This is a genomic window from Lysobacter luteus (genome assembly GCF_907164845.1).
In the GTDB taxonomy this organism is placed as follows: domain Bacteria; phylum Pseudomonadota; class Gammaproteobacteria; order Xanthomonadales; family Xanthomonadaceae; genus Novilysobacter; species Novilysobacter luteus.
Genome location: NZ_OU015430.1, coordinates 1,324,976 through 1,348,406, shown reverse-complemented (window position 1 = coordinate 1,348,406; position 23,431 = coordinate 1,324,976). Strand labels below are relative to the sequence as shown.

Genomic DNA, 23,431 nt, shown 5'->3' with positions numbered 1-23,431 from the left:
AGGCCGTGCTAAAGCGACCCGCGCCGGGCGCGCCACTCTTCACGGCTCTGTCCCCAGATATCCACCGGCGAATCCTGGTGCGGCGGTGGCAACCGGCCGGGACCGCGGTTGACCGAGCCGAGGCGGGCAGCGAGCGCCTGCGAGGCCGTGTTCGCGGGCGCGATCGAGTGGATCACCTCGGTCCAGCCGAGATGGTCGAACGACCAGTCGATCGCGGCTATCGCCGCTTCGCGCGCGTAACCCTTGCCCCACGCCGAGCGCAGGAACGACCAGCCCACCTCGGTCCCGGGCCAACCCTCCGGCTGCCACGGTCCGGCCCGGCCGATCCAGCGACCGCTGGCCTTGTCGACCACCGAGAACATCGCGAACCCCTGCATCGCCCAGGCGCCCGGCATCTGCAGGAACCTCCGCCACGCCGCCTCGCGCGGCATGTGGCCGCCGATGTGCCGCGCGGCCTCCTCGTCGGCCAGCAGCTCGGCCACGCCCTCGAAGTCCTCGAGGACCGGAGGACGCAGGATCAGGCGTTCGGTTTCAAGGGTGGGGCCAAGCGGGTTCGCAGCCATCACGGTGCTCCGTGGGTATCGGGCAGGATCAGAACGCGTTGATGCCGGTCAGCTCGCGGCCGACCACCAGCTGGTGCACCGTCTCGGTGCCCTCGTAGGTGATCACCGACTCGAGGTTGAGCGCGTGGCGGATCGCGGCGTGCTCGGTGGTGATGCCGGCACCGCCCAGCAGGTCGCGGCAGTCGCGGGCGATGTCGATCGCCATCCGGCAGTTGTTCCACTTGGCGAGCGAGACCTGCGTCGGCGCCATCTTGCCGGCATCCTTCAGGCGGCCCAGCTGCAGCGACAGCAGCTGCGCGGACGTGATCCGGCGCGCCATGTCGGCCAGCCGCAGCTGGGCGGCCTGGTTGGCGGCAAGCGGACGGTCGAACAGGATCCGCTCCTTGCTGTAGTTGAGCGCCTCGTCCAGGCACGCGATGGCCGCGCCGATCGGGCCCCACGTGATCCCGTAGCGCGCCTGGGTGAGGCAGCCGAGCGGACCCTTGAGGCCCTTCACGTTCGGCAGGCGGTTGGCCTCGGGCACGCGCACGTTGTCGAAGAAGAGCGACGAGGTGACCGAGGCGCGCAGCGACATCTTGTGCTTGATCTCCTGCGCAGCGAAGCCGGTTATGCCCTTCTCGACGACAAACCCCTGGATGCCGTCGTCGGTCTGCGCCCAGACGATCGCGATGTCGGCCAGGTTGCCGTTGGTGATCCACATCTTGGCGCCGTTGAGCACCCAGTCGTCGCCGTCCTTCCTGGCATGGGTCTTCATGTTGGCCGGGTCGGAGCCGCCGTGCGGCTCGGTAAGGCCGAAACAGCCGATCACCTTGCCGGCGGCCATGTCGGGCAGCCAGCGCATGCGCTGCTCGTCGGTGCCGTAAGCGAAAATCGGGTACATGCACAGCGAGGACTGCACGCTGACGAAGCTGCGGATGCCGCTGTCGCCGCGCTCGAGCTCCTGGCAGATCAGGCCGTAGCTGACCGAGTTGAGCCCCCCGCCGCCGTACTGCTCCGGCAGGGTCGAGCCGAGCAGGCCGAGTTCGGCGATCTCGGCGACCAGCTCCTTCGGGAACCGGCCCTGGTCGAATGCGTCGCCAATGATCGGCAGCACGCGCTCATCAGTGAACCGCGCCACCGTGTCCTGCACCGCCTGCTCCTCTTCGCTGAGCAGGGAACGGACGTCGTACAGGTCGTAGGGGTGCAGGGCCATGGTGCGCTCGGAGTCGGGAAAGCGGCCATTGTACGGGCCGCCCCGCGGCGAAGGCACGCGCCGGCGTGGTGCCGGCCCCAAACGAAGCGGGGCCGGATTGCTCCGGCCCCGCGGGGTACTGCACGGCAGGCCTGGATCAGCCCTTCGTGGTGGCGCTCGCAGCGGCAGCGGTCTGCACGACCACCTCGCCGTCGATGACCGGCAGGCGCTCGCCCGGCTCGTCGTCCATGCGCACGGTCTGCTCCTGGCCGTCGTAGCGGTAGGTCACGTCGTAACCGACCACCTGGTCCTCGGTACCGAGCGAAATGCGGTCCGCCGGCTTGCTGTTGCTGCGCATGGTGCCGGTGGTGCCGTCGGCGTTGCGATAGGTCACGTCGTAGCCGACCACGGTCGAGGACTCGGAGGTGTCGGTCACGGTGCGGCAGTTGGTCTCGACGCGCTCCACAACCCGGCCGCCCACATGGTTGCGGTCCACCCGGTTGCCGACGTAGCCGCCGGCCACGGCGCCAGCCGCGGTCGCGACCTTCTTGCCGTTGCCGCCGCCCACCTGGTTGCCGATCAGGCCACCGATCACCGCACCGGCGACGGTGCCGCCGACGTTACCATCGCGCTCGGGCAGCCGCTCCTGCACCACCACGTCCTCGCAGACTTGGCGCGGCGTGGAGGTGGTGCTGGTCGAACGGACCGGGTCGCTGCTGACCACGGTCGCGAATAGCTCGCGCTTCTCGGTCACCGGCTCGACTTCGACGACATCGGCGTATTCGATGCCCTGGATGCTGCCGTCGGTGGCGAAGTCGCCTTCGGCGCCGACGAACGCCGGGGCGTCCGGGTTGGCAAGCGCGGTGTCGGGCGCATCGCCCTGGAAGCTCTGGTAGGCCGCGACGGCGACGCCACCGACAAGCAGCGAAGCCAGGGCAACTGCGATCAGATTCTTGTTCATTGAGAGCCTCCTGCAAGGGTCGTTCGTGGACCCGTCGGTGTGGTGGGCGCATTGCACCACCGCACACCTGAACGGGTTGCCAATTCTTTAACAATTTCCTGTTCGCGCCATAAACAAATGCGCGTGCTAGCGTGATCGACGTTGCAATTACGTCGTTCCACATGGGAATCCCGCCATGCGCACCCTGCTGCTCGCCCCGCTGATGCGTTTCCTCGGCAAGTTGAGTTATCCGCGTCTGTTCATGGTGGCCGCGGCGCTGTTCGTCCTCGACATGCTGGTGCCGGACATGGTGCCGTTCGTCGACGAGCTGCTGCTCGGGCTCGGCACGCTGCTGCTGGCCAACTGGAAGAAGCGCAAGGAGCCGGGTTCGGCGAAAGCCGAGCGAGACGTGATCGACGGCGACGCGCGCCGGCGCTGAGTCGCGTTACTGCCTGCGGCACGCGGCGCCCATGCTGGTCGACACCCACTGCCACCTCGACACCCCCGGGTTCGATCCGGATCGCGCGCAGGTAGTCGCCCGCGCCCGGGCCGCTGGCGTGCTCCGCCAGGTGGTTCCGGCGATCGACGCTGCCGGCTGGCCGAAGCTCAGGAAGATCTGCGCGGACGATGCCGGGCTCCATCCGGCGTACGGCCTGCACCCGATGTTCCTGGCATCCCATCGCGAGGTCCACCTCTCCGAGCTGCGTCGTTGGCTTGAGCGGGAGCGCCCGGTGGCCGTCGGCGAATGCGGGCTGGACCATTTTGTCGAGGGACTCGACCACGACACGCAGTTGCAGTACTTCGACGCGCAACTGAGGCTGGCGCGTGATTTCGACCTCCCGGTGATCGTCCATGCACGGCGCGCGGTGGATGCCGTGTTGGCGGCGATCCGCCGGATTGGTGGGCTCCGGGGCGTGGTGCACAGCTTCTCGGGCAGCCGCCAGCAGGCCGAGCAGCTCGCCGACAACGGGTTCCTGCTCGGGCTCGGCGGGCCGGTCACCTACGAACGCGCGCGTCGGCTACGCAGCCTGGCGGCGGAGGTGCCGATCGAATGGCTGCTGCTGGAAACCGACGCGCCCGACCAGCCCGACGCGATGCACCGGGGCCAACGCAACGAGCCTTCCCGTCTGACCACCGTGCTCCAAACGATCGCCGCGTTGCGCGGGGTCGCACCGGAGATCGTGGCGTCAGCCACCACCGCAAACGCCGAACGGCTGTTCCGCCTGCCCGAAGCTCCAAAGCCCTGAGGCAACCCACAGGCGCGGCCCGGTCAGGCCGCCCTAGTCCTTCAGTAGCATCTGCAGCGCACGCCCTACCATTGCGAACGCGAAGGCGCCGGTGATGTGCGTGGCTGCGCCCAGTCCGCTACCGCAGTCGAGCTTGAGGGCCGCATCGCCATCGACGGCCGGACGGATGCCACACACGGTGCCGTCGGCCTGCGGATAGCGCACGTTTTCGAGCGAGTACACCGCGGGCACACCGAAGTAGCGCTTTGGGCTCTTGGGGAAATTGAACTCGCTGCGCAGCTTCTTGCGGATTAGTGCCAGCATCGCGTCGTGCTCGGTACGCGACAGGTCGCGTACGCGCACCATGGTCGGGTCGATACGGCCACCGGCCGAACCGCACACCACCAAGGGAAGCTTGCGGCGTCGGCACCAGGCGATCAGCTCTACCTTGCTGCGGAAGCTGTCGCAGGCGTCGAGCACCAGATCGAACCCGTCGTCGAGCAGCGCTTCGATGTTGGACGACACCAGGAAGACCGGCACGGCCACCACCTGCACGATCGGATTGATCGCGCGGCAGCGTTCGGCCATCGCCTCGACCTTGGCACGGCCGAACTGCCCCGTGTGCGCCGGCAACTGCCGGTTGCTGTTGGACACGCAGATGTCGTCGGCGTCGATCAGCGTCAGGTGCCCCACTCCGCTGCGCACGAGCGCTTCGACCACCCACGACCCCACGCCTCCCATGCCGACCACGGCCACGCGGCTGCCGGCCAGGCGCGCGAGGGTACCGGCGCCATAGAGGCGGTCGATACCGGAAAAGCGTTCCCGCAGTGCGGGGTCGAGCTCGGGTGCATCCATCGCGACATTGTAATGGGACGTCCCACCGGGACACGGCGCGTCGCGCCGCGACCTGCGTGCTATATATCCGTGCGCATTCAACCCCACGGAGCCCCGCCATGAGTGAACCACGGACCACCCGCCCCGACACCCACGGCAATGGCGCCAAGTACATCGCCCTGCTGCTGCTCGGCCTGGTGATCGGCGCGGTATGCACGGTCATGGCGATGCGCGCCATCCAGGCGCGGTCCGATCCGTTCCCCGGCGCGGTGATGCACGTGCAGGGCTGGCACCTGGGCAAGTTGCGGGACGCGGTGGAGCAGAACCGCTGCGCCACGACCGACAGCCTGCCGCACCTGCAGGCGCTGCGGGTGATGGCGAACGATATCGACCCGGCATTCCCCGACCTGCGCGACGACGAGCGGTTCACCAAGGCCTCCAGCCAGTTGCGCGGTGCGCTGGACACCGCGATGGCGTCGCCGCCGGGCGACTGCGTCGCCCTTGGCGAGACCGCTGGCGCGATCGGACAGGCCTGCAAGGCGTGCCACCAGGACTTCCGCGGCTGACGTAGCGGCACGCGATCGCCCGTCCGGAGGCTGAACGACTCCCGACGGGTTGATCACGTATTCACGACGGCGCGCCTAGCGTTGGCGCGTGGCGACACGCCACCGCCCCTCCATGCAGGAGATCCAAATGAATACGAAGAGTCTTCGTCTGCTCGGCGTGGCCGCGTCCGCCTCCCTGGCGCTTGCCGGTTGCGCCACCCCGGGCTACAGCAACTCCGGCTACGGCACCTCGTCGCCGGGCTATGGCACCACCGCCTCGTGCTACGACTGCGGCACCGTCACCCGGATCGAACAGGTCGGTGGCGGCAGCAACGTGCCCAATGCCACCGGTGCCGTCCTCGGCGGCCTGGTGGGCGCCGCCGCCGGGCGCGAGCTCGCCGATGACGAAAGCAAGGGTCGCCAGAACACCGCGACCGTTGCGGGCGCAGTGGCCGGCGCGGTCGCCGGCAACGCCATCCAGAACCGCGTCCAGGGTGACCGCTACAACGTGTATGTGCGCATGGATGACGGCCGTACCACCACCGTGACCCAGGACGACCTGGGCGGCATCCGCGTCGGCACCTACGTGCGCGTCTACAACGGACGGGCCTGGGTCCGCTGATCCACCTCGCACACCAGCGACCACCGAGCCCGGCGTAATGCCGGGCTCTTCGTATGCGTGGCATTGCCGGCTAGGCTGCGCACGAACCGCCCAAGGAAACCCGATGGACATGCAGACCCTGTACTACGTGATTGCCGCCGTGCTGATCCTGGTCGGCGTGGCCGGCACCGTGCTGCCCGCCCTGCCCGGCCTTCCGCTGGTATTCGGCGGCATGCTGCTGGCGGCCTGGGCCGGCGGTTTCGAACAGGTGGGTGTCGGGATGCTGGTGCTGCTGGGAGCGCTGACGCTGCTGTCCCTCGGGATCGACTTCCTGGCTACCGCGATGGGCGCCAAGCGGGTCGGCGCCAGCCGGCTGGCGGTGGTCGGCGCGGTCATAGGCACCTTCGCGGGGTTGTTCTTCGGTCCGATCGGCCTGATCGCCGGCCCCTTCGTCGGCGCGTTGGCGGGCGAGCTCATCCACGGGCGGGAGGTGGGCAAGGCGACCCGAGTCGGCGTAGGGACCTGGCTTGGGATCCTGGTCGGGACCGTGTTGAAGATCGGGCTGGCGTTCGCGATGCTCGGGCTGTTCGCGTTCGCCTGGTTCGTCTAAACGGGATGCGCCGGGACGGCCGACCGCGATTTCACGTCGCGCTGTTCACCTTCAGCCCAGAGTACGCCGTCTGAACGGGGGAAGCCCATGCCACGCTGGAGCCGCAAGCGCATGACCGCAATTATCGTGTTCACGGTCCTTGCGACCGCACTGCTGGTGGTACTGGCACTCAACTTCGCCACCCCCGAGAAGGAACTCGAACGCAAGATCGAGCATCACTACGCGATCTCCGACCCCCAGTTCCGCCGCGAGATGTCGGTGATGATGGGGCCGTCGGTGATGCCCGGGAACCGGATCACCGCGCTCGACAACGGCGTGGAGATCTTCCCCGCGATGCTCGAGGCGATCCGCGGCGCGCAGGTGTCGATCACTTTCGAGACCTACATCTACTGGTCCGGGGAGATCGGCGAGGAGTTCACCGCGGCGCTGGCCGAGCGCGCCCGCGCCGGCATCCCGGTCCACGTCACGATCGACTGGGTCGGCAGTATCAAGATGGATCAATCGCTGCTGGACCAGATGGAAGACGCCGGGGTCGAGGTCGAGCGTTACCGTCCGCTCCACTGGTACAACCTGAGTCGCATGAACAATCGCACCCACCGCAAGCTGCTGGTGGTGGACGGGCGGATCGGGTTCACCGGCGGCGTGGGCATAGCCGACCTGTGGACCGGCAAGGCGCAGGACCCCGAGCACTGGCGCGACATGCACTTCCGGATCGAAGGCCCGGCGGTGGCGCAGATCCAGGCCGCCTTCAACGACAACTGGATCAAGACCACCGGCGAGGTGCTCAACGGACCGAAGTACTTCCCGCCGCTGCAACCGGCGGGTGATGCCGACGCGCACCTGTTCATCGCTTCCCCGGCCGGCGGCAGCGAGAGCATGCACCTGATGTACCTGATGTCGATCGCCGCGGCCGAGCATTCCATCGACCTGGCCGCGTCGTACTTCGTGCCCGACGAGCTGATCATGGGTGCGTTGTTGGCCGCGCTGGAACGCGGGGTCCGCATCCGGATCCTGCTGCCGGGCGAGTACATCGATTCCAGCGCAGTCCGGGTGGCCTCCAAGGCCAGCTGGGGACCGCTGCTGCGCGCGGGGGCGGAGGTCTACGAATACCAGCCGACGATGCTGCACACCAAGCTGCTGATCATCGACCAGGAACTGGTCTCGGTCGGTTCGACCAACTTCGACATCCGCTCCTTCCGGTTGAACGACGAGGCCAGCCTCAACGTCTACGACCACGCATTCGCCGAGGAAATGACGCGCACGTTCGAGCAGGACCTCAAGCCGACCAAGCGCTATACGCTGGAGATGTGGCAGCAGCGCCCGTGGAAGGAGAAGCTCGCCGAGCGCGTGCTGCTGCCGATCAAGTCGCAACTGTAGGAGACCTGATGGGACCGTTGAAGATCGTAGCGGCGCTGGTGCTCTCCCTGGTGATGGCGGCGCTGCCGTTCGCCGCGGCCGCCGCACCGCCTGCGCCGGCCACCCCGGGCACGGTCGACGACGTGGTGGCCACGGTCGAGACATCCACCGAACTCGCGGCCAGCCAGTCGCTGGCACGGCGCCTGCAGCGCATCGATGGACTGGAAGGCGTGACCGTCACCGTCCGCGACGGCGTGGCCCGGCTCGATGGCCAGGTCATCGACGTCGAGGACCGCGTGCTGGCCGCACAGATCGCCAGCCAGCAGCCCGGTGTCGAGGCCGTCGAGAACCAGGTCGAACTGAGTACACGTCTTTCGGACCGCTTCGATGCCGCGGTGCGCCAGGTGACGGGCAAGCTGGTACGCCTGCTCGCGGCAACGCCACTGCTGGCGGTCGCGCTGGCCATCGTCGGCCTGGCCTGGTGGGTGGGCCGCTGGCTCGGTCGGCGTGCACGGGTGAACCGGCTCGGCGAGGACAACCCCTACCTGGACGGACTGGTGCGACGGCTGGTGCAGTGGATCGTGCTGCTCATCGGCGTACTGATCGCGCTCGACCTGCTGGGCGCGACCGCACTGGTCGGTGCCGTGCTGGGCTCGGCCGGCGTACTCGGGCTGGTGCTGGGCTTCGCGTTCAAGGACATCGCCGAGAACTACGTCGCCGGCGTGCTGCTGAGCCTGCGCCGGCCGTTCGCACCGGGCGAGCACCTGCGGATCGAAGGCTTCGAGGGCAAGGTAGCGGCGCTGACCTCGCGCGCGACCATCATGGTCACCATGGAGGGCAACCACCTCAGCCTGCCCAATGCGCTGGTGTTCAAGTCGGTGGTGCTCAACTTCACCCGCAACCCGAACCGCCGCTTCGATTTCGTGATCCCGATCGACACCGGCGAGTCGGTTGGCGACGCGGGCGAGCTCGGGCTGGCGCGCGTCGCCGCCATTCCGGGCGTGCTGGCGGACCCCGGGCCTTCGTGGCAGGTCCGCGGATACGAGGGTGTCGGCATCGACCTTCAGTTCTTCGGCTGGGTCGACCAGCGCAGCACCGACCTGGGCCGCGCGCGCAGCGAGGCGATTCGCCAGGTCAAATCGGCACTGGCCGAAGCGGGCATCGAAGGGCCGCGCTCGGTCCAGTTCGTCCACCAGTTGCCGGACACCGGCGCCGCACCGCGCGTGCCCTCCTCCGTCGAGAACGACCCGGCCGACTGCGACACTTCGGTCAACCGGGACATCGACGCCCAGCTTGCCGCCGAGCAGCGGGCGCTGTCCGGCGATAACCTCATCTGAAACCCCTCCGCGGAACCCTGGAATGAGCCCTGCGACCGACCGCCGCATCCCCCGCGCGCCTTTGCCCTGCAGCCGCCGTCCAGCGGTGGCGATCCTTGCAGCCGCATTGGCGCTCGCCGTGCCGCTGGCTGCCGCGCAGGACGGCACCACCGCGTTGCCCACGGCCGAAGCCTGCAGCCGGATCGAGATCGATGTCGAACGTCTGGCCTGCTACGACGCCGTCCACCGGCGGGCCAGCGACAGCCCGGCGACCGCCGATGCGGCGGCGATCCGCGCCAAGGAGACCAAGGCGACGATCGCCAAGTACGAGCGCCTGGAATCGGACGCCTTCCCCGAGCCCGACGACGAGCGGCGCGTCCCAAGCGACCTCTACAGCGCCGAGCCGGTGCTGGCGTCGCTCGAGGCGCGCATCGCCAACGCCGGCAAGGGCAGCCTGCTCGACAGCCGCTGGGAACTGGCGCGCGACTCCAAGCTGGGCATCTTCAACTTCCGCGCCTACAAGCCGGTGTACCTGCTTCCGGCGGTGTGGACGGACAACCCGAACGAACTGCCCACCAGTTCGACCCCGGACGCACCGCCGGTCTCCCAGTCGCTCAAGGACACCGAGGCGAAGTTCCAGCTGAGCTTCAAGACCAAGGCGGTAGAGAACCTGTTCGGCGACAACGGCGACATCTGGATGGGCTACACCCAGAGTTCGCGGTGGCAGGTCTACAACGGCGGCGAGGCGTCACGGCCCTTCCGCGAGTCCAACTACGAGCCCGAGGTGCTGCTGGTGTTCCGCACCGGCTACAGCATCGGCGGCTGGCGCGGGCGGATGGCCGCGATCGGCATCAACCACCAGTCCAACGGCCGGGCCGACCCGCTGTCGCGCAGCTGGAACCGGGTGATAGTCAACATCGGGCTGGACCGCGACGACTGGGCGCTGACGCTGCGCCCGTGGTGGCGTTTGTCGGACAGTGACGAGGACGAGAACCCGGGCATCGAGAACTACATCGGCCGCGGCGACGCCACCCTCGTCCACGTGCGTAACGGCCACGAGTTCGCACTGACCGCACGCCACTCGTTGCGCGGCGGCGACGACTCGCGCGGCGCGGTGCAGTTCGACTGGGGCTTCCCGCTGACACGCACCCTACGCGGCCACGTGCAGGTGTTCGACGGCTACGGAGAGAGCCTGATCGACTACGACCACCGTGCCACCCACATCGGGCTGGGCGTGTCGCTGCTGGAGTGGTTCTGACGCGGCAGGCGTCTCAATAGGTGTGACGTCGCTGCGCTAGGCTGCAGCCGTCTACCCGAAGGAGGAACCACGCCATGCAGGCACGACGCATCCTATCGCTCGACGGCGGCGGCATCCGCGGGCTGGTCAGCTGCATCTGGCTGGGCGGGGTCGAGGACGTGCTGGCCCAGGCCGGCAAGCCCGGGCTGCTGAAGAACTTCGACCTCGTTTCCGGCAGCTCGACCGGCGCGATCATCGCCTGCGGGCTCGGCGTGGGCCTTTCGCCCGACGCCATGGGCGAGCTCTACAAGGCGCGCCGCCACGAAATCTTCCCCGGCATGACCGGCCGGCTCTGGTCGCGCGCGACCCGGCTGTTTACCGCCGGCCCGTCGGCACCCCGGTACGACGGCAAGGGCTTGGAAAAGGTGCTGCGCGAGGTGTTCGGCAACACCACCTTCGGCCAGCTACCGGTGCCCACCGTCATCACCGCCTACGACACGCTGGCGCGCAAGCCGGTGGTTTTCAAGAGCTTCCATCCCGAGCACCGTGACCTGCCCGTGTGGGAGATCTGCCGCGCCTCGACCGCGGCGCCGACCTACTTCCCGGCGCACGGCATGACCATCGGCGGCCGCGCGTCGTCACTGATCGACGGCGGTATCGTCGCCAACAACCCGACCGCCTGCGCGATCGCCGAGGCGCTGCGGCACGACCGCCAGATCAGCCACTGCGGCAACCTCGTGGTGCTGTCGATCGGTACCGGCGAGCGCAACCGCCCGATCCCGCTGCAGTCCGCGCGCGAATGGGGCGCGCTGGAGTGGGCGGTGCCGATCATTGACGTGCTGTTCGACGGCAACGCCGACTCGGTTGATTACATCGCCCGGCAACTCGTGGGAGACGCCTACTGCCGGATGCAGGCCGAGCTGCTGGTCGGCCTGGACGACCTCGACGACACCAGCGCCACCAACATCGCCGCCCTGGAGACGCTGGCAACCGGCTACCTGGAGCAGGAGGCCACGCGCGGGAAGCTCAAGGCGCTGGTGGCGCGGCTGTAGGAACTCTCGCAGGAGCGACGCGCGACCCGCCCAACTCCGGGGCGATGTACAGATCGCGACTTACATCGCTCCTACCGCGAAGTGACGGGGTTGCACCTCAGGCCACCACCACCGGGATCTTTCCGATGCGGGCCTGCCACTCGCGCGGGCCGCTTTCATGCACCGATGCACCGGTGCTGTCGACCGCGACCGTCACTGGCATGTCCTGCACGGTGAACTCGTAGATGGCCTCCATGCCGAGGTCCTCGAACGCCACCACGCGCGCGGCCTTGATCGCCTTCGACACCAGGTACGCCGCGCCGCCAACCGCCATCAGGTAGGCCGACTGGTGCTCGCGGATCGCCTCGCGCGCGACCGGGCCGCGCTCGGCCTTGCCGACCATGCCCAGCAGGCCGGTCTGCGCCAGCACCTGGCCGGTGAACTTGTCCATGCGCGTCGCCGTGGTCGGGCCGGCCGGGCCGACGACCTCGTCACGGACCGGGTCGACCGGACCGACGTAATAGATGAAGCGCCCGCGCAGGTCGACCGGCAGTGGCTCCCCCGCGTCCAGCATCCCGACGATGCGCTTGTGCGCGGCGTCGCGACCGGTCAGCAGCTTGCCGTTGAGCAGCAGTACCTCGCCCGGCTTCCAGCTGGCAACGTCCTCGCGGGTCACCGCGTCCAGGTCCACCCGGCGCGCGTTCTGCGGGCTGTAGGTCAGCTCGGGCCAGTCCGCCAGCGAGGGCGGATCCAGCATCACCGGGCCACTGCCGTCGAGGGTGAAGTGCGCATGGCGCGTCGCCGCGCAGTTGGGGATGAGCGCCACCGGCAGGTTGGCCGCGTGGGTCGGGTAATCCTTGACCTTGATGTCGAGCACCGTGGTCAAGCCTCCCAGGCCCTGCGCACCGATGCCGAGCGCATTGACCTTGTCGTACAGCTCCAGCCGCAGCTCCTCGGCGCGGTTGGACGGCCCCCGCGCCTGCAGCTCGGTGATGTCGATCGGCTCCATGAGCGATTCCTTCGCCAGCAGCATCGCCTTCTCGGCGGTGCCGCCGATGCCGATGCCGAGCATGCCCGGCGGGCACCAGCCGGCGCCCATGGTCGGCACGGTCTTGAGCACCCAGTCGACGATCGAGTCGGACGGGTTGAGCATCGCGAACTTCGACTTGGCCTCCGAGCCACCGCCCTTCGCCGCGACGATCACATCAACCGTGTTGCCCGGCACCACCTTGACGTTGACCACGCCCGGCGTGTTGTCCTTCGTGTTGACGCGCTTGCCGGCCGGGTCGGCCAGGACCGACGCGCGCAGCTTGTTGTCGGGATGCGCGTAGGCGCGGCGCACACCCTCGTGGACCATGTCCTCGACGCTCATGGTCGCGTCGTCCCAGCGCACGTCCATCCCGATCTCGAGGAACACGGTGACGATGCCGGTGTCCTGGCAGATCGGCCGGTGCCCTTCGGCGCACATCCTGGAGTTGATCAGGATCTGCGCGATCGCGTCCTTCGCCGCCGGCGACTCCTCGCGCTCGTAAGCGGCGGCAAGGCTCTTGATGTAGTCCACCGGGTGGTAGTAGCTGATGTACTGCAGCGCATCGGCCACCGACTGGATCAGGTCGGCCTGGCGGATCGAGACCGGCTGGCGGGTGGACGGGAACGCGGCGGGACGGGCGGAAAGGTTCACGGCGGGCACTGGATGGCGGAAAACCCGCCCATTCTACCGGCGCCCCCCGGTCCGGGCATTGGAAGCCGTCATGCGCCGGAGGCCATCCGCTGGCAGCTGCCCGCGCAGCGGCGGCACATGTCGGCATGGCACGGTCAATGCCGCGCGCTTTCGTGTCCGGAGGTCGCCTGCTTGTGGCGCTCGACCTCCGACGCCGCGTCGCCCGCGCGGGCACCGACGATCATTTCGGTCAGCCACTTCACGAGCACGGCGTTGTAGTCGCTCTGGAAACTTTTCTCGGTCAGCGCGTGGTCGGCGCCGGTCAGCCTGCGTGCGGTCAGCGAACGGGGTTGCTGGAAGGCCGCGACGAAATTCTCGATGACCTGGTGCGGGATGACCTCGTCGTTGCCGGCCTCCACCACCAGCACGTCGCCGCGGAACCCGGCCGCAGCCGCCAGCGCCCGGTTGTCGCGCCAGTGGATGCGGCTGCGACGGTAGGCGTCCAGGTCGTTCTGCTCGTGCAATTTGCGCTTGGGCAGCTCCCAGCCCTCATCGGGGTACAACGCCGGGGACCGCAGCGCCAGCCAGCGCACGTCGCGGTGGGTCGTCAGGATCGACGCGAGGTAACCGCCGTAGCTGATGCCGACCACCGCGATCGCGCCCGGGTCCACGTTGGGTTCGGCCGCCAGCCAGTCGTAGGCCGCGCACAGGTCGGCCAGGTTCTCTTCGCGGTTGACCGTCTCCCATTGGCCTGCATTGCGCTCGTGGCCACGCAGGTCGAAGGTGAGGCACACCGCACCAAGGCCGGCAACCTCGCGCGCACGGCTGAGGTCGTGCTCCTGCTTGCCACCCCAGCCGTGGACAAACAGCACGCCCGGGAACTGCGTGGTGGGCGACAGCACGGTGCCCTCCAGCTTTTGGCGCGCGACCGGAATCTCGACGGTGTCCAAGCGGATGCTCATGCGGCGTGGCGCTCCGTGACCAGGCTGTACTTGCAGAGCATGCCGGCCTGCCCGTCATCACCGCGGTAATGCACGGTGGCACCCGTCGGCGGCGGCTGGTCGGCGTAACGCTCGCAGCATTGGACGCGCACCCGGTGCAACGCCGGATCACGGTTGAATGCATCCAGCGCGGCGATCTCGGCCGGACTGGCGCCGCCAATGCGCCACGACTGCTCGAGCACCCCGCACTGGTCCCCACCAGTGCGGTCAGTGCCGGAGGCGACGTCGTAGTTCCGCCGCGAAGCGAAAAATCCCGGATAGGCGCGGCTCACGGCGGCGTCGTAGCGCATCGCGTACTCGACCGCGAGCCGCTGGGCGGATGTCAGGTCGAGCTGGAGCAGTGCATCGAAGCCACCCCGTACCACGTCCAGGTCGGAACCGCCGTACACCTCGTTGCCACGGTGGTCGACGGTGTTCTGCTGGGTGCCGTGGTAGGCGATCTGCCAATTGCCGACGGTGACGCAGCCGATGCTGTAGGTCACTGGCGCGTCGAGGTTCAACTCAACCACGACGCCATGGCGGTGCACATCTCCCGGGTCCAGGGCGGCGATCGCGGCATCCAGTTCCGCAGTGTCAGCCGCGGTGCTCTGCCCGCTACCACCAATCCCGTTTGCCAGCTTCAACCGCACCGGGCCGCGGCCCAGTAGCCGCCGGCCGGCCTCGCGCACGTCGGCCGGCGTGAATGCAGAGAATCCAGGCAACACCGCATCACCCATGTGTTGCCACAGGGCGTGCGACCAGCCCTCCGGCACGCGTGCGTCAGGGCCGATGGCGGGATGGCTGATCGTCTTGGTTGTAAGAAACGGGTGCGGCACGACGCCACCGAACAGGTCGTGCTCGCCGTGGATACCCAGCGCTTCGGCCTCGGCAGCGCACAGGGTGTCGGCCGGGATGAAATAGCACGGACCCCCGGGCAACGGAGCGGTCGGGTCGTAGTCGCCACGAAACTCGTGGCCCAGCACTGCGGCCAGCCGTTGGGCAAGATCATGCCGGGTCGATGCCGTGTGGTCGCGCGCGCCGGCGCGACCCGCCGCGGGCAACAGGTAGACCGCGGTCTTTGCGCTCATCACCGAGCTCATAAGGAAACGCCCCGGCAACCAGCCGGGGCGTAGTGCTCCTGGGAGAAGAACATCGGGTTACTGCTGGTTGCGGTCCTGGCCCGGGCTCTGCTTGCCCTGCTGCTGGCCCTGCTGACCCTGCTGGTTGCCATCCTGGGCCTGGTTGGTGGTGCGCTGGCCCTGGTTTTGGCCCTGCGCCTGCTGGCCCTGGTTCTGGCCCTGGGTGCGATTCTGGTTCTGGCTCTGGTTGTCCTGGTTCTGACGGTCTTTCACGGTGTATCTCCTTTGGGGGGAGGGAGTTGCCGGCACGCCGGCGGGGTTGCAGGGCCAGATAAGCATCGGTGCGGTTACGCACTGGTGAGCTACACGACAGGAAATCATTGGCGTTCATGCGTTCATCAAGTTGACTGGGCAGAATCGATCCATGCCGTCTTCACCCGCTTCCACGCATTCCCCCACCGGACCGCAGGCAAAGCCGAGCCTGCGCGACCGCTTCAACGCGCTGCGCAACCTGCCGCCGTTCCTGCGCCAGATCTGGGCCACCAGCCCTGCCCTCACCATCGCCACGCTCGGGCTGCGGGTGGTGCGCGCGTTCCTGCCGATCGCCACGCTCTACATCGGCAAGCTGATCATCGACGAGGCGGTGCGGCTGGTCGGCGTCGGGGTCGATTTCGACACGCTGGAGGCGGCATGGCGCGCGGGCGTGCTCGACACCTTGCTGTGGCTGCTGGCGCTGGAGTTCGCCCTGGCGATCGTGTCGGACCTGCTGGGCCGGCTGGTGAGCTACGGCGACTCGCTGCTGTCGGAGCTGTTCACCAACGCGACCAGCATCCGGCTGATGCAGCATGCGGCGACGCTCGACCTTGAGGACTTCGAGGACCCGGACCTGCAGGACAAGCTGGACCGCGCGCGCCGGCAGACGATGGGCCGGATGAACCTGATGAGCCAGCTTTTCGGCCAAGTGCAGGATGCGATCACGGTGGTCAGCTTCGCGATCGGCCTGCTGGTCTACGCCCCTTGGCTGATCCTGCTGCTGGCGATCGCGCTGATCCCGGCCTTCGTCGGCGAGTCGCACTTCAACGCGCTGGGGTATTCGCTCAACTTTGCCTGGACACCCGAACGGCGCCAGCTGGAGTACGTGCGGCAGATGGGTGCCAGCGTCGAGACGGCCAAGGAGGTGAAGATCTTCAACCTCCACAAGTACCTGATCGAACGCTACCGGGTACTGGCCGACGGGTTCTTCCGCGCCAACCGTGCGCTGGCGCGGCGACGCGCGTTCTGGGGCACGCTGCTGGCGGCGCTCGGCACGCTGGGCTACTACATCGCGTACGCGTACATCGCCTGGCGCACGGTCAGCGGCGACTTCACGATCGGTGACCTGACCTTCCTGGCGTCGAGCTTCCGGCGCCTGCGCCAGTTACTGGAAGGACTGCTGGTCGGGTTCTCGCAGGTCGCCGGGCAGGCGCTCTACCTGGAGGACCTGTTCTCGTTCTTCGAGATCGAACCGGAGATCGTCTCCCCCGCGGACGCGCTGCCCGTACCAAAGCCGATCCGCCAGGGCTTCGTGTTCGAGAACGTCGGCTTCCGCTATCCCGACGCCGAGAAGTGGGCATTGCGCGGACTCGACTTCGAGCTGCGCGCGGGCGAGGTGCTGGCGCTCGTGGGCGAGAACGGCGCCGGCAAGACCACGCTGGTCAAGCTGCTGGCCCGCCTCTACGACCCTGACGAGGGCCGCATCCTGCTGGATGGCCGGGACCTGCGCGACTACGACCTCGACGACCTGCGCGCCAACATCGGCGTGATTTTCCAGGACTTCGTGCGCTACCACCTGACCGCCGGCGAGAACATCGGCGTCGGCCAGATCGATGCCATGGACAACGAGGTGCGCATCCGCGAGGCCGCACGCCGGGCCATGGCGGACGGCGTGATCGAAAGCTTGCCGATGGGTTATGACCAGCTGATCGGCCGCCGCTTCAAGACCGGCGTGGACCTGTCGGGCGGCCAGTGGCAGAAGATCGCGATCGCCCGCGCGTACATGCGCGACGCCCAGGTGATGATCCTTGATGAGCCGACCGCGGCCCTGGATGCGCGCAGCGAGTTCGAGGTGTTCCAGCGCTTCAAGGAGCTCTCCGACCAGCGCACCGCGGTGCTCATCAGCCACCGGTTCAGCAGCGTACGGATGGCCGACCGCATCCTGGTGCTGGCGGACGGCCGCCTGGAGGCCAGCGGCACCCACGCCGAGCTGATGGCCGCCGGCGGGCGCTATGCCGAGTTGTTCGAGCTGCAGGCGGCCGGGTACCGCTGAGCCTGCGGCCGTGGTGCGGCCGGCAAACGCATCATTGCCGCCGCGCTAACGATGCCGGGTCTAGCGTTGGAACTCCCCGTCAGCGGAGTTCCCCCCGATGAACCGAGGCAACCCGAGCGGCCCGCGCCGCGACCAGGATTTCGACCCGCGCCAGCGGCAATACCGCGACATGCCATCGGCGACCAACCGCCGCTGGGGTGCGCCGTCGGGCCAGAACGACTCGTTCGGTTACGAAGGCCAGGGCGGTTGGGGCGACTTCACCCACCAGTTCCCCAACGCCGACTTCAACCAGGGCGGCTACGGCGAGGACCAGGGCCGGCACGCGCAGAGCGGGCACGGACGCGGCGGGTCGGAGTATGCCAACACCAGCCGGCATTCGCGTGGCGTGAGCCACAGCGGGCGAGGCCCGCGCAACTACACCCGCCCCGACGCGAGCATCGTCGACGAGCTGATCGACCGCATGACCGAGCATGAGGCCCTGGATGCGACCGAGATCCTGCTGATCGTCGAGGATGGCGTGGTGACACTGACCGGCGAGGTGCCGGAGCGCCGCATGAAGCACCTGGCCGAGGACATCGCCGACGAGGTGCGCGGTGTGCGCGAGATCGAGAACCGCATCCGGGTCGACAACGGTTCGTCGTCGTTCGGGCCGCCCGGAGAAGGCGTGCGCAGCGGCGAGAACCAGGTCGGCAGCGCGTTTTCGAGTTCCGGCCGGATCAGTGATCCGTTGTCGGACGATGCGGTTCGGGTTGGGCGCGCGGGCACCGAATCGGAAGCGCCCGAACGACACGTCGCCAACACGCAGGCGGGTGACAAGGCGCGGAAGAAGTAGGTCCTGCCCTCAGCGCAGCAACAGCACCGGGATCTGGCAGTTGCGCAACATCTCGGTGGTGGTGCTGCCGACGATCAGGCGCCGGATGCGCGAGTGGCCGTAGGCCCCCATCACCAGCAGGTCCACGGCCTCGTCGCGCACGTAGGCGGCGATGGCGTCCTCGGGTTCGCCCGCGATCGCGCGGGCGGTCACGTCGAAACCGGCATCGGCCAATGTCCCGCGGGCCCAGTCCAGCCCGGCCGCGCTGGCGCCGGGGTCGCCCTTCCCCACCGTCACCACATGGACCTGCAGTCCACGAAACAGCGGGCTGGCAGTCACCATCTCAACGGCCTTGCGCGTGGTGGCGCTGCCGTCGAAGGCGATCAGCGCGCGCTTGACCGGCCGAAACTCGCGCGAAGCGACCAGCAGCGGCCGATGCACCGAGCGAACGATGCGCTCCACCTCGCTGCCCAGGTGGCCACGGGCAAAGTCGGCATGCTCGCCGCGCTTTCCGACCACGAACAGGCGCACGTCGTTTTCCAACTCCAGCAGGGTGTCGGACACCCCGCCGTGTCGCATCCGGACCACTGCATCGGCGCCGGCGCTGGCGGCGAACTGCTGGGCCTGCTGCAGCAGCAGGCGGCCACGCTCCCGTGACAACTTCGAACGCTCCTCGTCGAGCGCGCTGAGCTGCAACAACAGGGTCTCCTGCTCGCCCAGCGCCAAGTTGCCGCTGAGATCGACGGGCGCGGTCTGCTCCGTCGGGTCGATGACGTGGACAATCTCAAGCGGCGCGCCCAGCCGCGTCGCGGCCCAGGCAGCGTGTCGACAAATGCTCTCGGTGTAGGCGGAAGCGTCGATCGCCGCCAGAACGCGGCCGCCGGCGTGGATGTGCGGGGAACTGCCGGGAACTGCGCTCATCACGGACTCCTCAGTGGTTGCCGGCATCGCCCATGAGGCGTTCGGCACCGGGCTTGTCGTGCACGCCCAGTCGGCTGACCAGCGTCGCGCTGGCCTCGTTGAGACCAACGATCTCCACCTGCGCGCCTTCGCGGCGGAACTTCATGACCACCTTGTCGAGCGCACCTACCGCAGTCAAATCCCAGAAGTGCGCGCCGCTGACGTCGATCAGAACACGATCGACGGCTTCCCTGAAGTCGAAGCGGTTGATGAAATCCTGGCCGGAGGCGAAGAACACCTGCCCCGTCACGGTGTAGTGGCGTGCCCGTCCCGCGTCGGCCGACACCGAAGCGACATGCAGCACCTGCCCCACCTTGCGCGCGAAAAACAGCGCCGACAGCAGCACCCCGGTCAGCACGCCCTTGGCGAGGTCATGCGTCAGTACCGTCACCACGACGGTGCCAATCATCACGATGCTGGACGTGGGCGGGTGCTTGCGCAGGTCGCGGATGGACGACCAGCTGAAGGTGCCGATCGAGACCATGATCATCACCGCCACCAGCGCCGCCATCGGGATGCGCGCCACCCACGGCCCGGCAAACACCACCAGCACCAGCAGGAACACGCCGGCCACCAGCGTCGAGAGCCGGCCGCGCCCGCCGGACTTCACGTTGATCACCGACTGGCCGATCATCGCGCAGCCGGCCATGCCACCCAGCAGGCCCGACGCGATGTTGGCGATGCCCTGCCCCCGCGCTTCGCGGTTCTTGTCGCTGGGGGTGTCGGTCAGGTCGTCGACGATCTGCGCGGTCAGCATCGATTCCAGCAAGCCCACCACCGCCAGCGTGCCGGACACGGGCAGCACGATCAGCAGCGTTTCCAGCGTCAGCGGCACCTGGGGCAGCAGTAACATAGGCAGCGCGTCGGGCAGCTCGCCCATGTCGCCGACCGTCGGCACGCGGATGCCGGTGGTGAGCGCCAGCACGGTCAGCACCACGATCGCGACCAGCGGCGACGGCACCGCACGGGTGATGCGCGGGAACAGGTAGATGATCGCCAGCCCGCCGGCCACCATGGGGTACACCATCCACGGCACGCCGATCAGTTGCGGAAGCTGCGCCATGAAGATCAGGATCGCCAGCGCGTTGACGAAGCCGGTGATCACAGAGCGCGATACGAACCGCATCAGCGCCGGCAGCTTCAGCAGACCCGCGATGATCTGCAGCACTCCGGTGAACAGAGTCGCCACGAGCAGGTACTGCAGGCCGTGGTCGGCGACCAGGTCGACCATGACCAGCGCCATCGCCCCCGTCGCCGCGGAAATCATTGCCGGGCGGCCGCCGGTGAAGGCGATGACGACCGCGATGCAGAACGAGGCATACAGGCCGACCTTCGGGTCCACCCCGGCAATGATGGAGAACGCGATGGCCTCCGGTATCAGCGCCAAGGCCACCACCAGGCCGGACAGCACGTCGCCGCGTACGTTGCCGAGCCAGTCCTGGCGCAGCTGTGGGGCATCAATCAAAGAGCACTCCTGCGTCCGGGCTGTGGACGGCATAGGGCGGGCGCGACTGCGGCGCGGGGGGCGCAATTGTAGCGTCGCGCGTGCGCGGGCCGCGGCTGCTCGCCGGGTTCGGCTACCGGACGCGCGTGCCAAGCCCTTGTAGGAGCGGCGTGAGCCGCGATCTGAAATCGACCCGCCCACGCTACAGCCGATCGCGGCTCACGCCGCTCCTACAGGGGAGGCGCAACGCCGCTCAGAACAATGAGGCCTGCGGGGGCTCTGGCGCCGAGTAATCCAGTTCGCCATCGACGATGCGGGCGGCGGAGGTATACGGGTGCGGCTCGCTGCGACCAGGTGCGGTGAGGTGCATCACCTGCCAGCCGTCGGCCTTGAAGCGGTCGGCGATCAACCCGCGGTGGCACTGCCACCACAACGCTTCGGCGCACATGATCGCCACCCGCTCGCGTGCGGCCAGTTCCGCCAGTCGGCCGCAGGCGGCCTGCCACGGCGGGGTTTCCATGTAGTCGGCATAGCCGCGGAAACTCGCGTTGCGCCATGCGGTATTGCGGGTGTCGGGGTCGGCCTTGCGCCGCCCGCCCAGGTCGGGCATTGGCAGGTAGCGGAAACCGGCCTCCGGCAGTGTCCGCGCCATCGTCTCGCCGGAGAACTGCGGGTTGCGGCGGGAACCGGCGAAACGGCGCACGTCGACCAGCACCTGGATGCCCGCGTCGGACAGCATCGCCGTGAACACCGTCCACTCCCGGGTGGAGTGGCCGATCGTCCACAGCGTGCCAGTGCCGGCGGCGACATCGTCCATGGGCGGCATCGTGCCGCTGCAGACGTGAAGTGCACGCCGAAGCACTGCGGTGAAGTGGCGTTGACGCGCGGCGGGCTAGGCTCCGTGGGCCCCCGTGGAGACTGAAATGAGCCAACCCGTCAACGATGGAAACGCCCGCCACGCCGCCACCGGGACCGCCCCCGGGACCGCCGCCGGCACCGGTGCGGACGATGCCCGCGACACGCAGGGATTGCAGGACGGACCGCAGGCCCGGGAAGCGGGCGAGTACGTGCCGGAGGGCGGGCTCGCGCGGACGGCCAAGATCCTGCGGTTCCTGCTCAAGTACCGGAACGCGGGCGTTTTCAGCGGGCTGGACCTCGACGCGGCCACGGCCGAGCACGGCATCCCGCCCCAGACGGAAGGGCGCCCCGAGCAGTTTGTCAGCGACCTGGAGGCGCTTGGCCCCACGTTCGTCAAGATCGGCCAAGCGTTGTCGACGCGGCCCGACATGGTGCCGCCCGAGTACCTGGCAGCCCTCGAGCGGATGCAGGACGACGTCGCGCCCGTGGAGTTCCCGGTCATCCGCCAGGCGGTCGAGGACGCACTCGGTGTGCGACTGAACAAGGCCTACGCAACCTTCGACGAGACCCCGTTGGGCTGCGCCTCGCTGGCACAGGTGCATCGGGCGACCCTGCGGGACGGCCGCGAGGTCGCGGTGAAGGTGCAACGGCCGCATGCGGTCGAACAGATCCGCGCCGACCTCGACGCGCTGGCGTCGATCGCCGACCGGGTCGACCACTCCACCCGCCTCGGCCGCCGCATGCGCTTCGGCGACTGGGTCCACGAGTTCCGCAAGACCCTGCTGGCCGAACTCGATTACCGCACCGAGGCGGAAAACCTGGACCGCTTCGCCCGCCATTTCGAACCCTACCCCGAGCTGACGGTCCCGGCGCCGGTGTGGGACCTGACCCGCACCCGCGTGCTGACCATGGACCTGGTCACCGGCACCAAGGTCACCGACATCAGTGGCATGCGCCGCGCCGAGGAACCGCTGGAGAACCTGGCCGAGGCACTGATGCGCGGCTACCTAGACCAGACGTTCGTGTACGGCGAGATCCACGCCGATCCGCATCCGGGCAACCTGCTGGTCACGCCCGACGGCCGCCTGGCGATCTTCGACCTGGGGATGGTGGCGCACGTGCCCCCGCGCCAGCGCGACCACCTGCTCAAGCTGCTGTTCGCCGCGGTCGACGGGCGCGGTGAGGAGGTCGCCGGCGAAGCCATCTCGATGGGCACCCGGCTGGAGGACTTCGACGAAGAGCGCTACATGCGCGAGATCGGCCAGCTGGTCTCGCGTTACGCCGCGCACCAGTCCGGCGGCGGCGCGGCGCAGATGCATACGCTGTCGGAGGGGCGGCTGGTGCTGGACCTCACACGTATCGCCACCGCCTGCGGCCTGCGCACGCCGCCCGAACTCAGCCTGCTGGGCAAGACGCTGCTGAGCCTCGAGTCGGTCTGCCACGCGCTCGACCCCGAGATGGACGTCAAGCGCATCGTCGAGGACCACCTGGACCATGTCATGCGCGAGCGGCTGCGCAAGTCGCTTTCGCCGGCCAACCTCGCCGGGGAAATGATCGAACTGCACGGACTGCTGCGCGACGCGCCGCGAAAGTTGTCCGACGTGCTCTCCCTGCTCGCCGACAACCGCATGCAGGTGCGCATCAGCGGATTCGAGGACTCGCAGATCCTGGAGGCGTTGCAGAAGATCGCCAACCGGGTCGCGGCCGGCGTCGTGACTGCAGCGCTCATCCTTGCCTCGGCGTTGATGATGAAGGTTGACGCCGGGCCACAGCTGTTCGGCTATCCGGCGATCGCGCTCGTGCTGTTCCTGATCGGCGCCGCACTGGGCATCACGATCGTGTTCAGCGCGCTTTTCAGCGACCGGCGCGCGAAACCCCACGAGGAGCGCGCGCCGCGCTGACCG

At 68.5% G+C, this 23,431-nt stretch carries 23 protein-coding genes; 12 read left to right on the top strand and 11 right to left on the bottom strand.

Annotated features, from left to right (window positions below):
- Positions 1–8: 8 nt before the first annotated feature.
- The 3 genes from KOD61_RS06305 to KOD61_RS06295 form a co-directional block, all read right to left on the bottom strand.
- A complete protein-coding gene (locus KOD61_RS06305) occupies positions 9–563 on the bottom strand; it encodes a GNAT family N-acetyltransferase (RefSeq protein ID WP_215220183.1) in 555 nt (184 codons plus the stop codon).
- 28 nt (positions 564–591) lie between these two features.
- The gene (locus tag KOD61_RS06300) at positions 592–1,755 is read right to left on the bottom strand and encodes an acyl-CoA dehydrogenase family protein (RefSeq protein ID WP_215220182.1); all 1,164 of its coding nucleotides are present in this window, start codon (positions 1,753–1,755) and stop codon (positions 592–594) included.
- Positions 1,756–1,891: 136 nt separating this feature from the next.
- Entirely contained in the window at positions 1,892–2,695 is an 804-nt protein-coding gene (locus tag KOD61_RS06295; protein ID WP_215220181.1) for a glycine zipper 2TM domain-containing protein, read from the bottom strand.
- A gap of 175 nt (positions 2,696–2,870) precedes the next feature.
- Between KOD61_RS06295 and KOD61_RS06290 the strand changes: the two genes are divergently transcribed.
- Positions 2,871–3,113: a DUF6116 family protein gene (locus tag KOD61_RS06290; RefSeq protein ID WP_215220180.1), complete on the top strand. Its 243-nt coding sequence runs from the start codon at positions 2,871–2,873 to the stop codon at positions 3,111–3,113.
- A 31-nt stretch (positions 3,114–3,144) separates the two neighbouring features.
- Positions 3,145–3,921: a TatD family hydrolase gene (locus KOD61_RS06285; RefSeq protein WP_215220179.1), complete on the top strand. Its 777-nt coding sequence runs from the start codon at positions 3,145–3,147 to the stop codon at positions 3,919–3,921.
- A 33-nt stretch (positions 3,922–3,954) separates the two neighbouring features.
- Here the strand turns inward: KOD61_RS06285 and KOD61_RS06280 are convergent, their stop codons facing one another.
- Positions 3,955–4,755, bottom strand: coding sequence for a tRNA threonylcarbamoyladenosine dehydratase (locus KOD61_RS06280; RefSeq protein WP_215220178.1), 801 nt, complete (start codon positions 4,753–4,755; stop codon positions 3,955–3,957).
- Between the two features lie 98 nt (positions 4,756–4,853).
- Here KOD61_RS06280 and KOD61_RS06275 point away from each other — a divergent pair, with 98 nt between their 5' ends.
- The 7 genes from KOD61_RS06275 (at position 4,854) to KOD61_RS06245 (ending at position 11,451) form a co-directional block, all read left to right on the top strand.
- A complete protein-coding gene (locus KOD61_RS06275; RefSeq protein WP_215220177.1) occupies positions 4,854–5,300 on the top strand; it encodes a cytochrome c in 447 nt (148 codons plus the stop codon).
- A gap of 127 nt (positions 5,301–5,427) precedes the next feature.
- Positions 5,428–5,901 (top strand): glycine zipper 2TM domain-containing protein, encoded by a 474-nt coding sequence (locus KOD61_RS06270; RefSeq protein WP_215220176.1) that lies wholly within the window; start codon positions 5,428–5,430, stop codon positions 5,899–5,901.
- 103 nt (positions 5,902–6,004) lie between these two features.
- The gene (locus KOD61_RS06265; protein ID WP_215220175.1) at positions 6,005–6,490 is read left to right on the top strand and encodes a DUF456 domain-containing protein; all 486 of its coding nucleotides are present in this window, start codon (positions 6,005–6,007) and stop codon (positions 6,488–6,490) included.
- Positions 6,491–6,601: 111 nt separating this feature from the next.
- Positions 6,602–7,867 carry a phospholipase D-like domain-containing protein gene (locus tag KOD61_RS06260; protein ID WP_215220174.1) on the top strand — a complete coding sequence of 422 codons (1,266 nt, stop codon included), beginning with the start codon at positions 6,602–6,604 and terminating at the stop codon, positions 7,865–7,867.
- 8 nt (positions 7,868–7,875) lie between these two features.
- A complete protein-coding gene (locus KOD61_RS06255) occupies positions 7,876–9,183 on the top strand; it encodes a mechanosensitive ion channel domain-containing protein (protein ID WP_215220173.1) in 1,308 nt (435 codons plus the stop codon).
- A gap of 22 nt (positions 9,184–9,205) precedes the next feature.
- On the top strand, positions 9,206–10,420 hold the full coding sequence (locus KOD61_RS06250) for a phospholipase A (protein WP_215220172.1): 1,215 nt from the start codon (positions 9,206–9,208) through the stop codon (positions 10,418–10,420).
- 74 nt (positions 10,421–10,494) lie between these two features.
- The gene (locus KOD61_RS06245) at positions 10,495–11,451 is read left to right on the top strand and encodes a patatin-like phospholipase family protein (protein WP_215220171.1); all 957 of its coding nucleotides are present in this window, start codon (positions 10,495–10,497) and stop codon (positions 11,449–11,451) included.
- A gap of 97 nt (positions 11,452–11,548) precedes the next feature.
- Here KOD61_RS06245 and KOD61_RS06240 read toward each other — a convergent pair whose 3' ends face one another.
- From KOD61_RS06240 to KOD61_RS06225, 4 genes are all read right to left on the bottom strand, one after another.
- The gene (locus KOD61_RS06240; protein WP_215220170.1) at positions 11,549–13,111 is read right to left on the bottom strand and encodes a fumarate hydratase; all 1,563 of its coding nucleotides are present in this window, start codon (positions 13,109–13,111) and stop codon (positions 11,549–11,551) included.
- 134 nt (positions 13,112–13,245) lie between these two features.
- The gene (locus tag KOD61_RS06235; protein WP_215220169.1) at positions 13,246–14,052 is read right to left on the bottom strand and encodes an alpha/beta hydrolase family protein; all 807 of its coding nucleotides are present in this window, start codon (positions 14,050–14,052) and stop codon (positions 13,246–13,248) included.
- The gene (locus tag KOD61_RS06230; protein WP_215220168.1) at positions 14,049–15,158 is read right to left on the bottom strand and encodes a DUF3182 family protein; all 1,110 of its coding nucleotides are present in this window, start codon (positions 15,156–15,158) and stop codon (positions 14,049–14,051) included. Before KOD61_RS06230 ends, KOD61_RS06235 begins: the two co-directional genes overlap by 4 nt.
- Before the next feature lie 69 nt (positions 15,159–15,227).
- Positions 15,228–15,422, bottom strand: coding sequence for a hypothetical protein (locus KOD61_RS06225; protein WP_215220167.1), 195 nt, complete (start codon positions 15,420–15,422; stop codon positions 15,228–15,230).
- A gap of 151 nt (positions 15,423–15,573) precedes the next feature.
- On the opposite strand from KOD61_RS06225, the gene KOD61_RS06220 reads away from it, so the two are divergent.
- Both KOD61_RS06220 and KOD61_RS06215 read left to right on the top strand, forming a co-directional pair.
- Entirely contained in the window at positions 15,574–17,454 is a 1,881-nt protein-coding gene (locus KOD61_RS06220) for an ABC transporter ATP-binding protein (RefSeq protein ID WP_215220166.1), read from the top strand.
- Positions 17,455–17,551: 97 nt separating this feature from the next.
- Positions 17,552–18,286 (top strand): BON domain-containing protein, encoded by a 735-nt coding sequence (locus tag KOD61_RS06215; RefSeq protein ID WP_215220165.1) that lies wholly within the window; start codon positions 17,552–17,554, stop codon positions 18,284–18,286.
- 9 nt (positions 18,287–18,295) lie between these two features.
- Here KOD61_RS06215 and KOD61_RS06210 read toward each other — a convergent pair whose 3' ends face one another.
- The 3 genes from KOD61_RS06210 to KOD61_RS06200 all read right to left on the bottom strand — a co-directional run bounded on the left by KOD61_RS06210 (position 18,296) and on the right by KOD61_RS06200 (position 21,486).
- Positions 18,296–19,186, bottom strand: a complete 891-nt coding sequence (locus KOD61_RS06210) for a universal stress protein (RefSeq protein ID WP_251370677.1) — start codon at positions 19,184–19,186, stop codon at positions 18,296–18,298.
- A gap of 10 nt (positions 19,187–19,196) precedes the next feature.
- Positions 19,197–20,672: a SulP family inorganic anion transporter gene (locus KOD61_RS06205; RefSeq protein WP_456307129.1), complete on the bottom strand. Its 1,476-nt coding sequence runs from the start codon at positions 20,670–20,672 to the stop codon at positions 19,197–19,199.
- 250 nt (positions 20,673–20,922) lie between these two features.
- Entirely contained in the window at positions 20,923–21,486 is a 564-nt protein-coding gene (locus KOD61_RS06200) for a DUF488 domain-containing protein (protein WP_251370676.1), read from the bottom strand.
- A gap of 211 nt (positions 21,487–21,697) precedes the next feature.
- Here KOD61_RS06200 and KOD61_RS06195 point away from each other — a divergent pair, with 211 nt between their 5' ends.
- Positions 21,698–23,428 (top strand): ABC1 kinase family protein, encoded by a 1,731-nt coding sequence (locus KOD61_RS06195; RefSeq protein ID WP_407074584.1) that lies wholly within the window; start codon positions 21,698–21,700, stop codon positions 23,426–23,428.
- Positions 23,429–23,431: the final 3 nt, after the last annotated feature.

Bases quoted from the DNA above. Each gene is read 5' to 3' on its own strand.
- KOD61_RS06305 (WP_215220183.1), bottom strand. From the start codon at position 563: ATGGCTGCGAACCCGCTTGGCCCCACCCTTGAAACCGAACGCCTGATC.
- KOD61_RS06300 (WP_215220182.1), bottom strand. From the start codon at position 1,755: ATGGCCCTGCACCCCTACGACCTGTACGACGTCCGTTCCCTGCTCAGC.
- KOD61_RS06295 (WP_215220181.1), bottom strand. From the start codon at position 2,695: ATGAACAAGAATCTGATCGCAGTTGCCCTGGCTTCGCTGCTTGTCGGT.
- KOD61_RS06290 (WP_215220180.1), top strand. From the start codon at position 2,871: ATGCGCACCCTGCTGCTCGCCCCGCTGATGCGTTTCCTCGGCAAGTTG.
- KOD61_RS06285 (WP_215220179.1), top strand. From the start codon at position 3,145: ATGCTGGTCGACACCCACTGCCACCTCGACACCCCCGGGTTCGATCCG.
- KOD61_RS06280 (WP_215220178.1), bottom strand. From the start codon at position 4,755: ATGGATGCACCCGAGCTCGACCCCGCACTGCGGGAACGCTTTTCCGGT.
- KOD61_RS06275 (WP_215220177.1), top strand. From the start codon at position 4,854: ATGAGTGAACCACGGACCACCCGCCCCGACACCCACGGCAATGGCGCC.
- KOD61_RS06270 (WP_215220176.1), top strand. From the start codon at position 5,428: ATGAATACGAAGAGTCTTCGTCTGCTCGGCGTGGCCGCGTCCGCCTCC.
- KOD61_RS06265 (WP_215220175.1), top strand. From the start codon at position 6,005: ATGGACATGCAGACCCTGTACTACGTGATTGCCGCCGTGCTGATCCTG.
- KOD61_RS06260 (WP_215220174.1), top strand. From the start codon at position 6,602: ATGACCGCAATTATCGTGTTCACGGTCCTTGCGACCGCACTGCTGGTG.
- KOD61_RS06255 (WP_215220173.1), top strand. From the start codon at position 7,876: ATGGGACCGTTGAAGATCGTAGCGGCGCTGGTGCTCTCCCTGGTGATG.
- KOD61_RS06250 (WP_215220172.1), top strand. From the start codon at position 9,206: ATGAGCCCTGCGACCGACCGCCGCATCCCCCGCGCGCCTTTGCCCTGC.
- KOD61_RS06245 (WP_215220171.1), top strand. From the start codon at position 10,495: ATGCAGGCACGACGCATCCTATCGCTCGACGGCGGCGGCATCCGCGGG.
- KOD61_RS06235 (WP_215220169.1), bottom strand. From the start codon at position 14,052: ATGAGCATCCGCTTGGACACCGTCGAGATTCCGGTCGCGCGCCAAAAG.
- KOD61_RS06230 (WP_215220168.1), bottom strand. From the start codon at position 15,158: ATGAGCGCAAAGACCGCGGTCTACCTGTTGCCCGCGGCGGGTCGCGCC.
- KOD61_RS06220 (WP_215220166.1), top strand. From the start codon at position 15,574: ATGCCGTCTTCACCCGCTTCCACGCATTCCCCCACCGGACCGCAGGCA.
- KOD61_RS06215 (WP_215220165.1), top strand. From the start codon at position 17,552: ATGAACCGAGGCAACCCGAGCGGCCCGCGCCGCGACCAGGATTTCGAC.
- KOD61_RS06210 (WP_251370677.1), bottom strand. From the start codon at position 19,186: ATGAGCGCAGTTCCCGGCAGTTCCCCGCACATCCACGCCGGCGGCCGC.
- KOD61_RS06200 (WP_251370676.1), bottom strand. From the start codon at position 21,486: ATGGACGATGTCGCCGCCGGCACTGGCACGCTGTGGACGATCGGCCAC.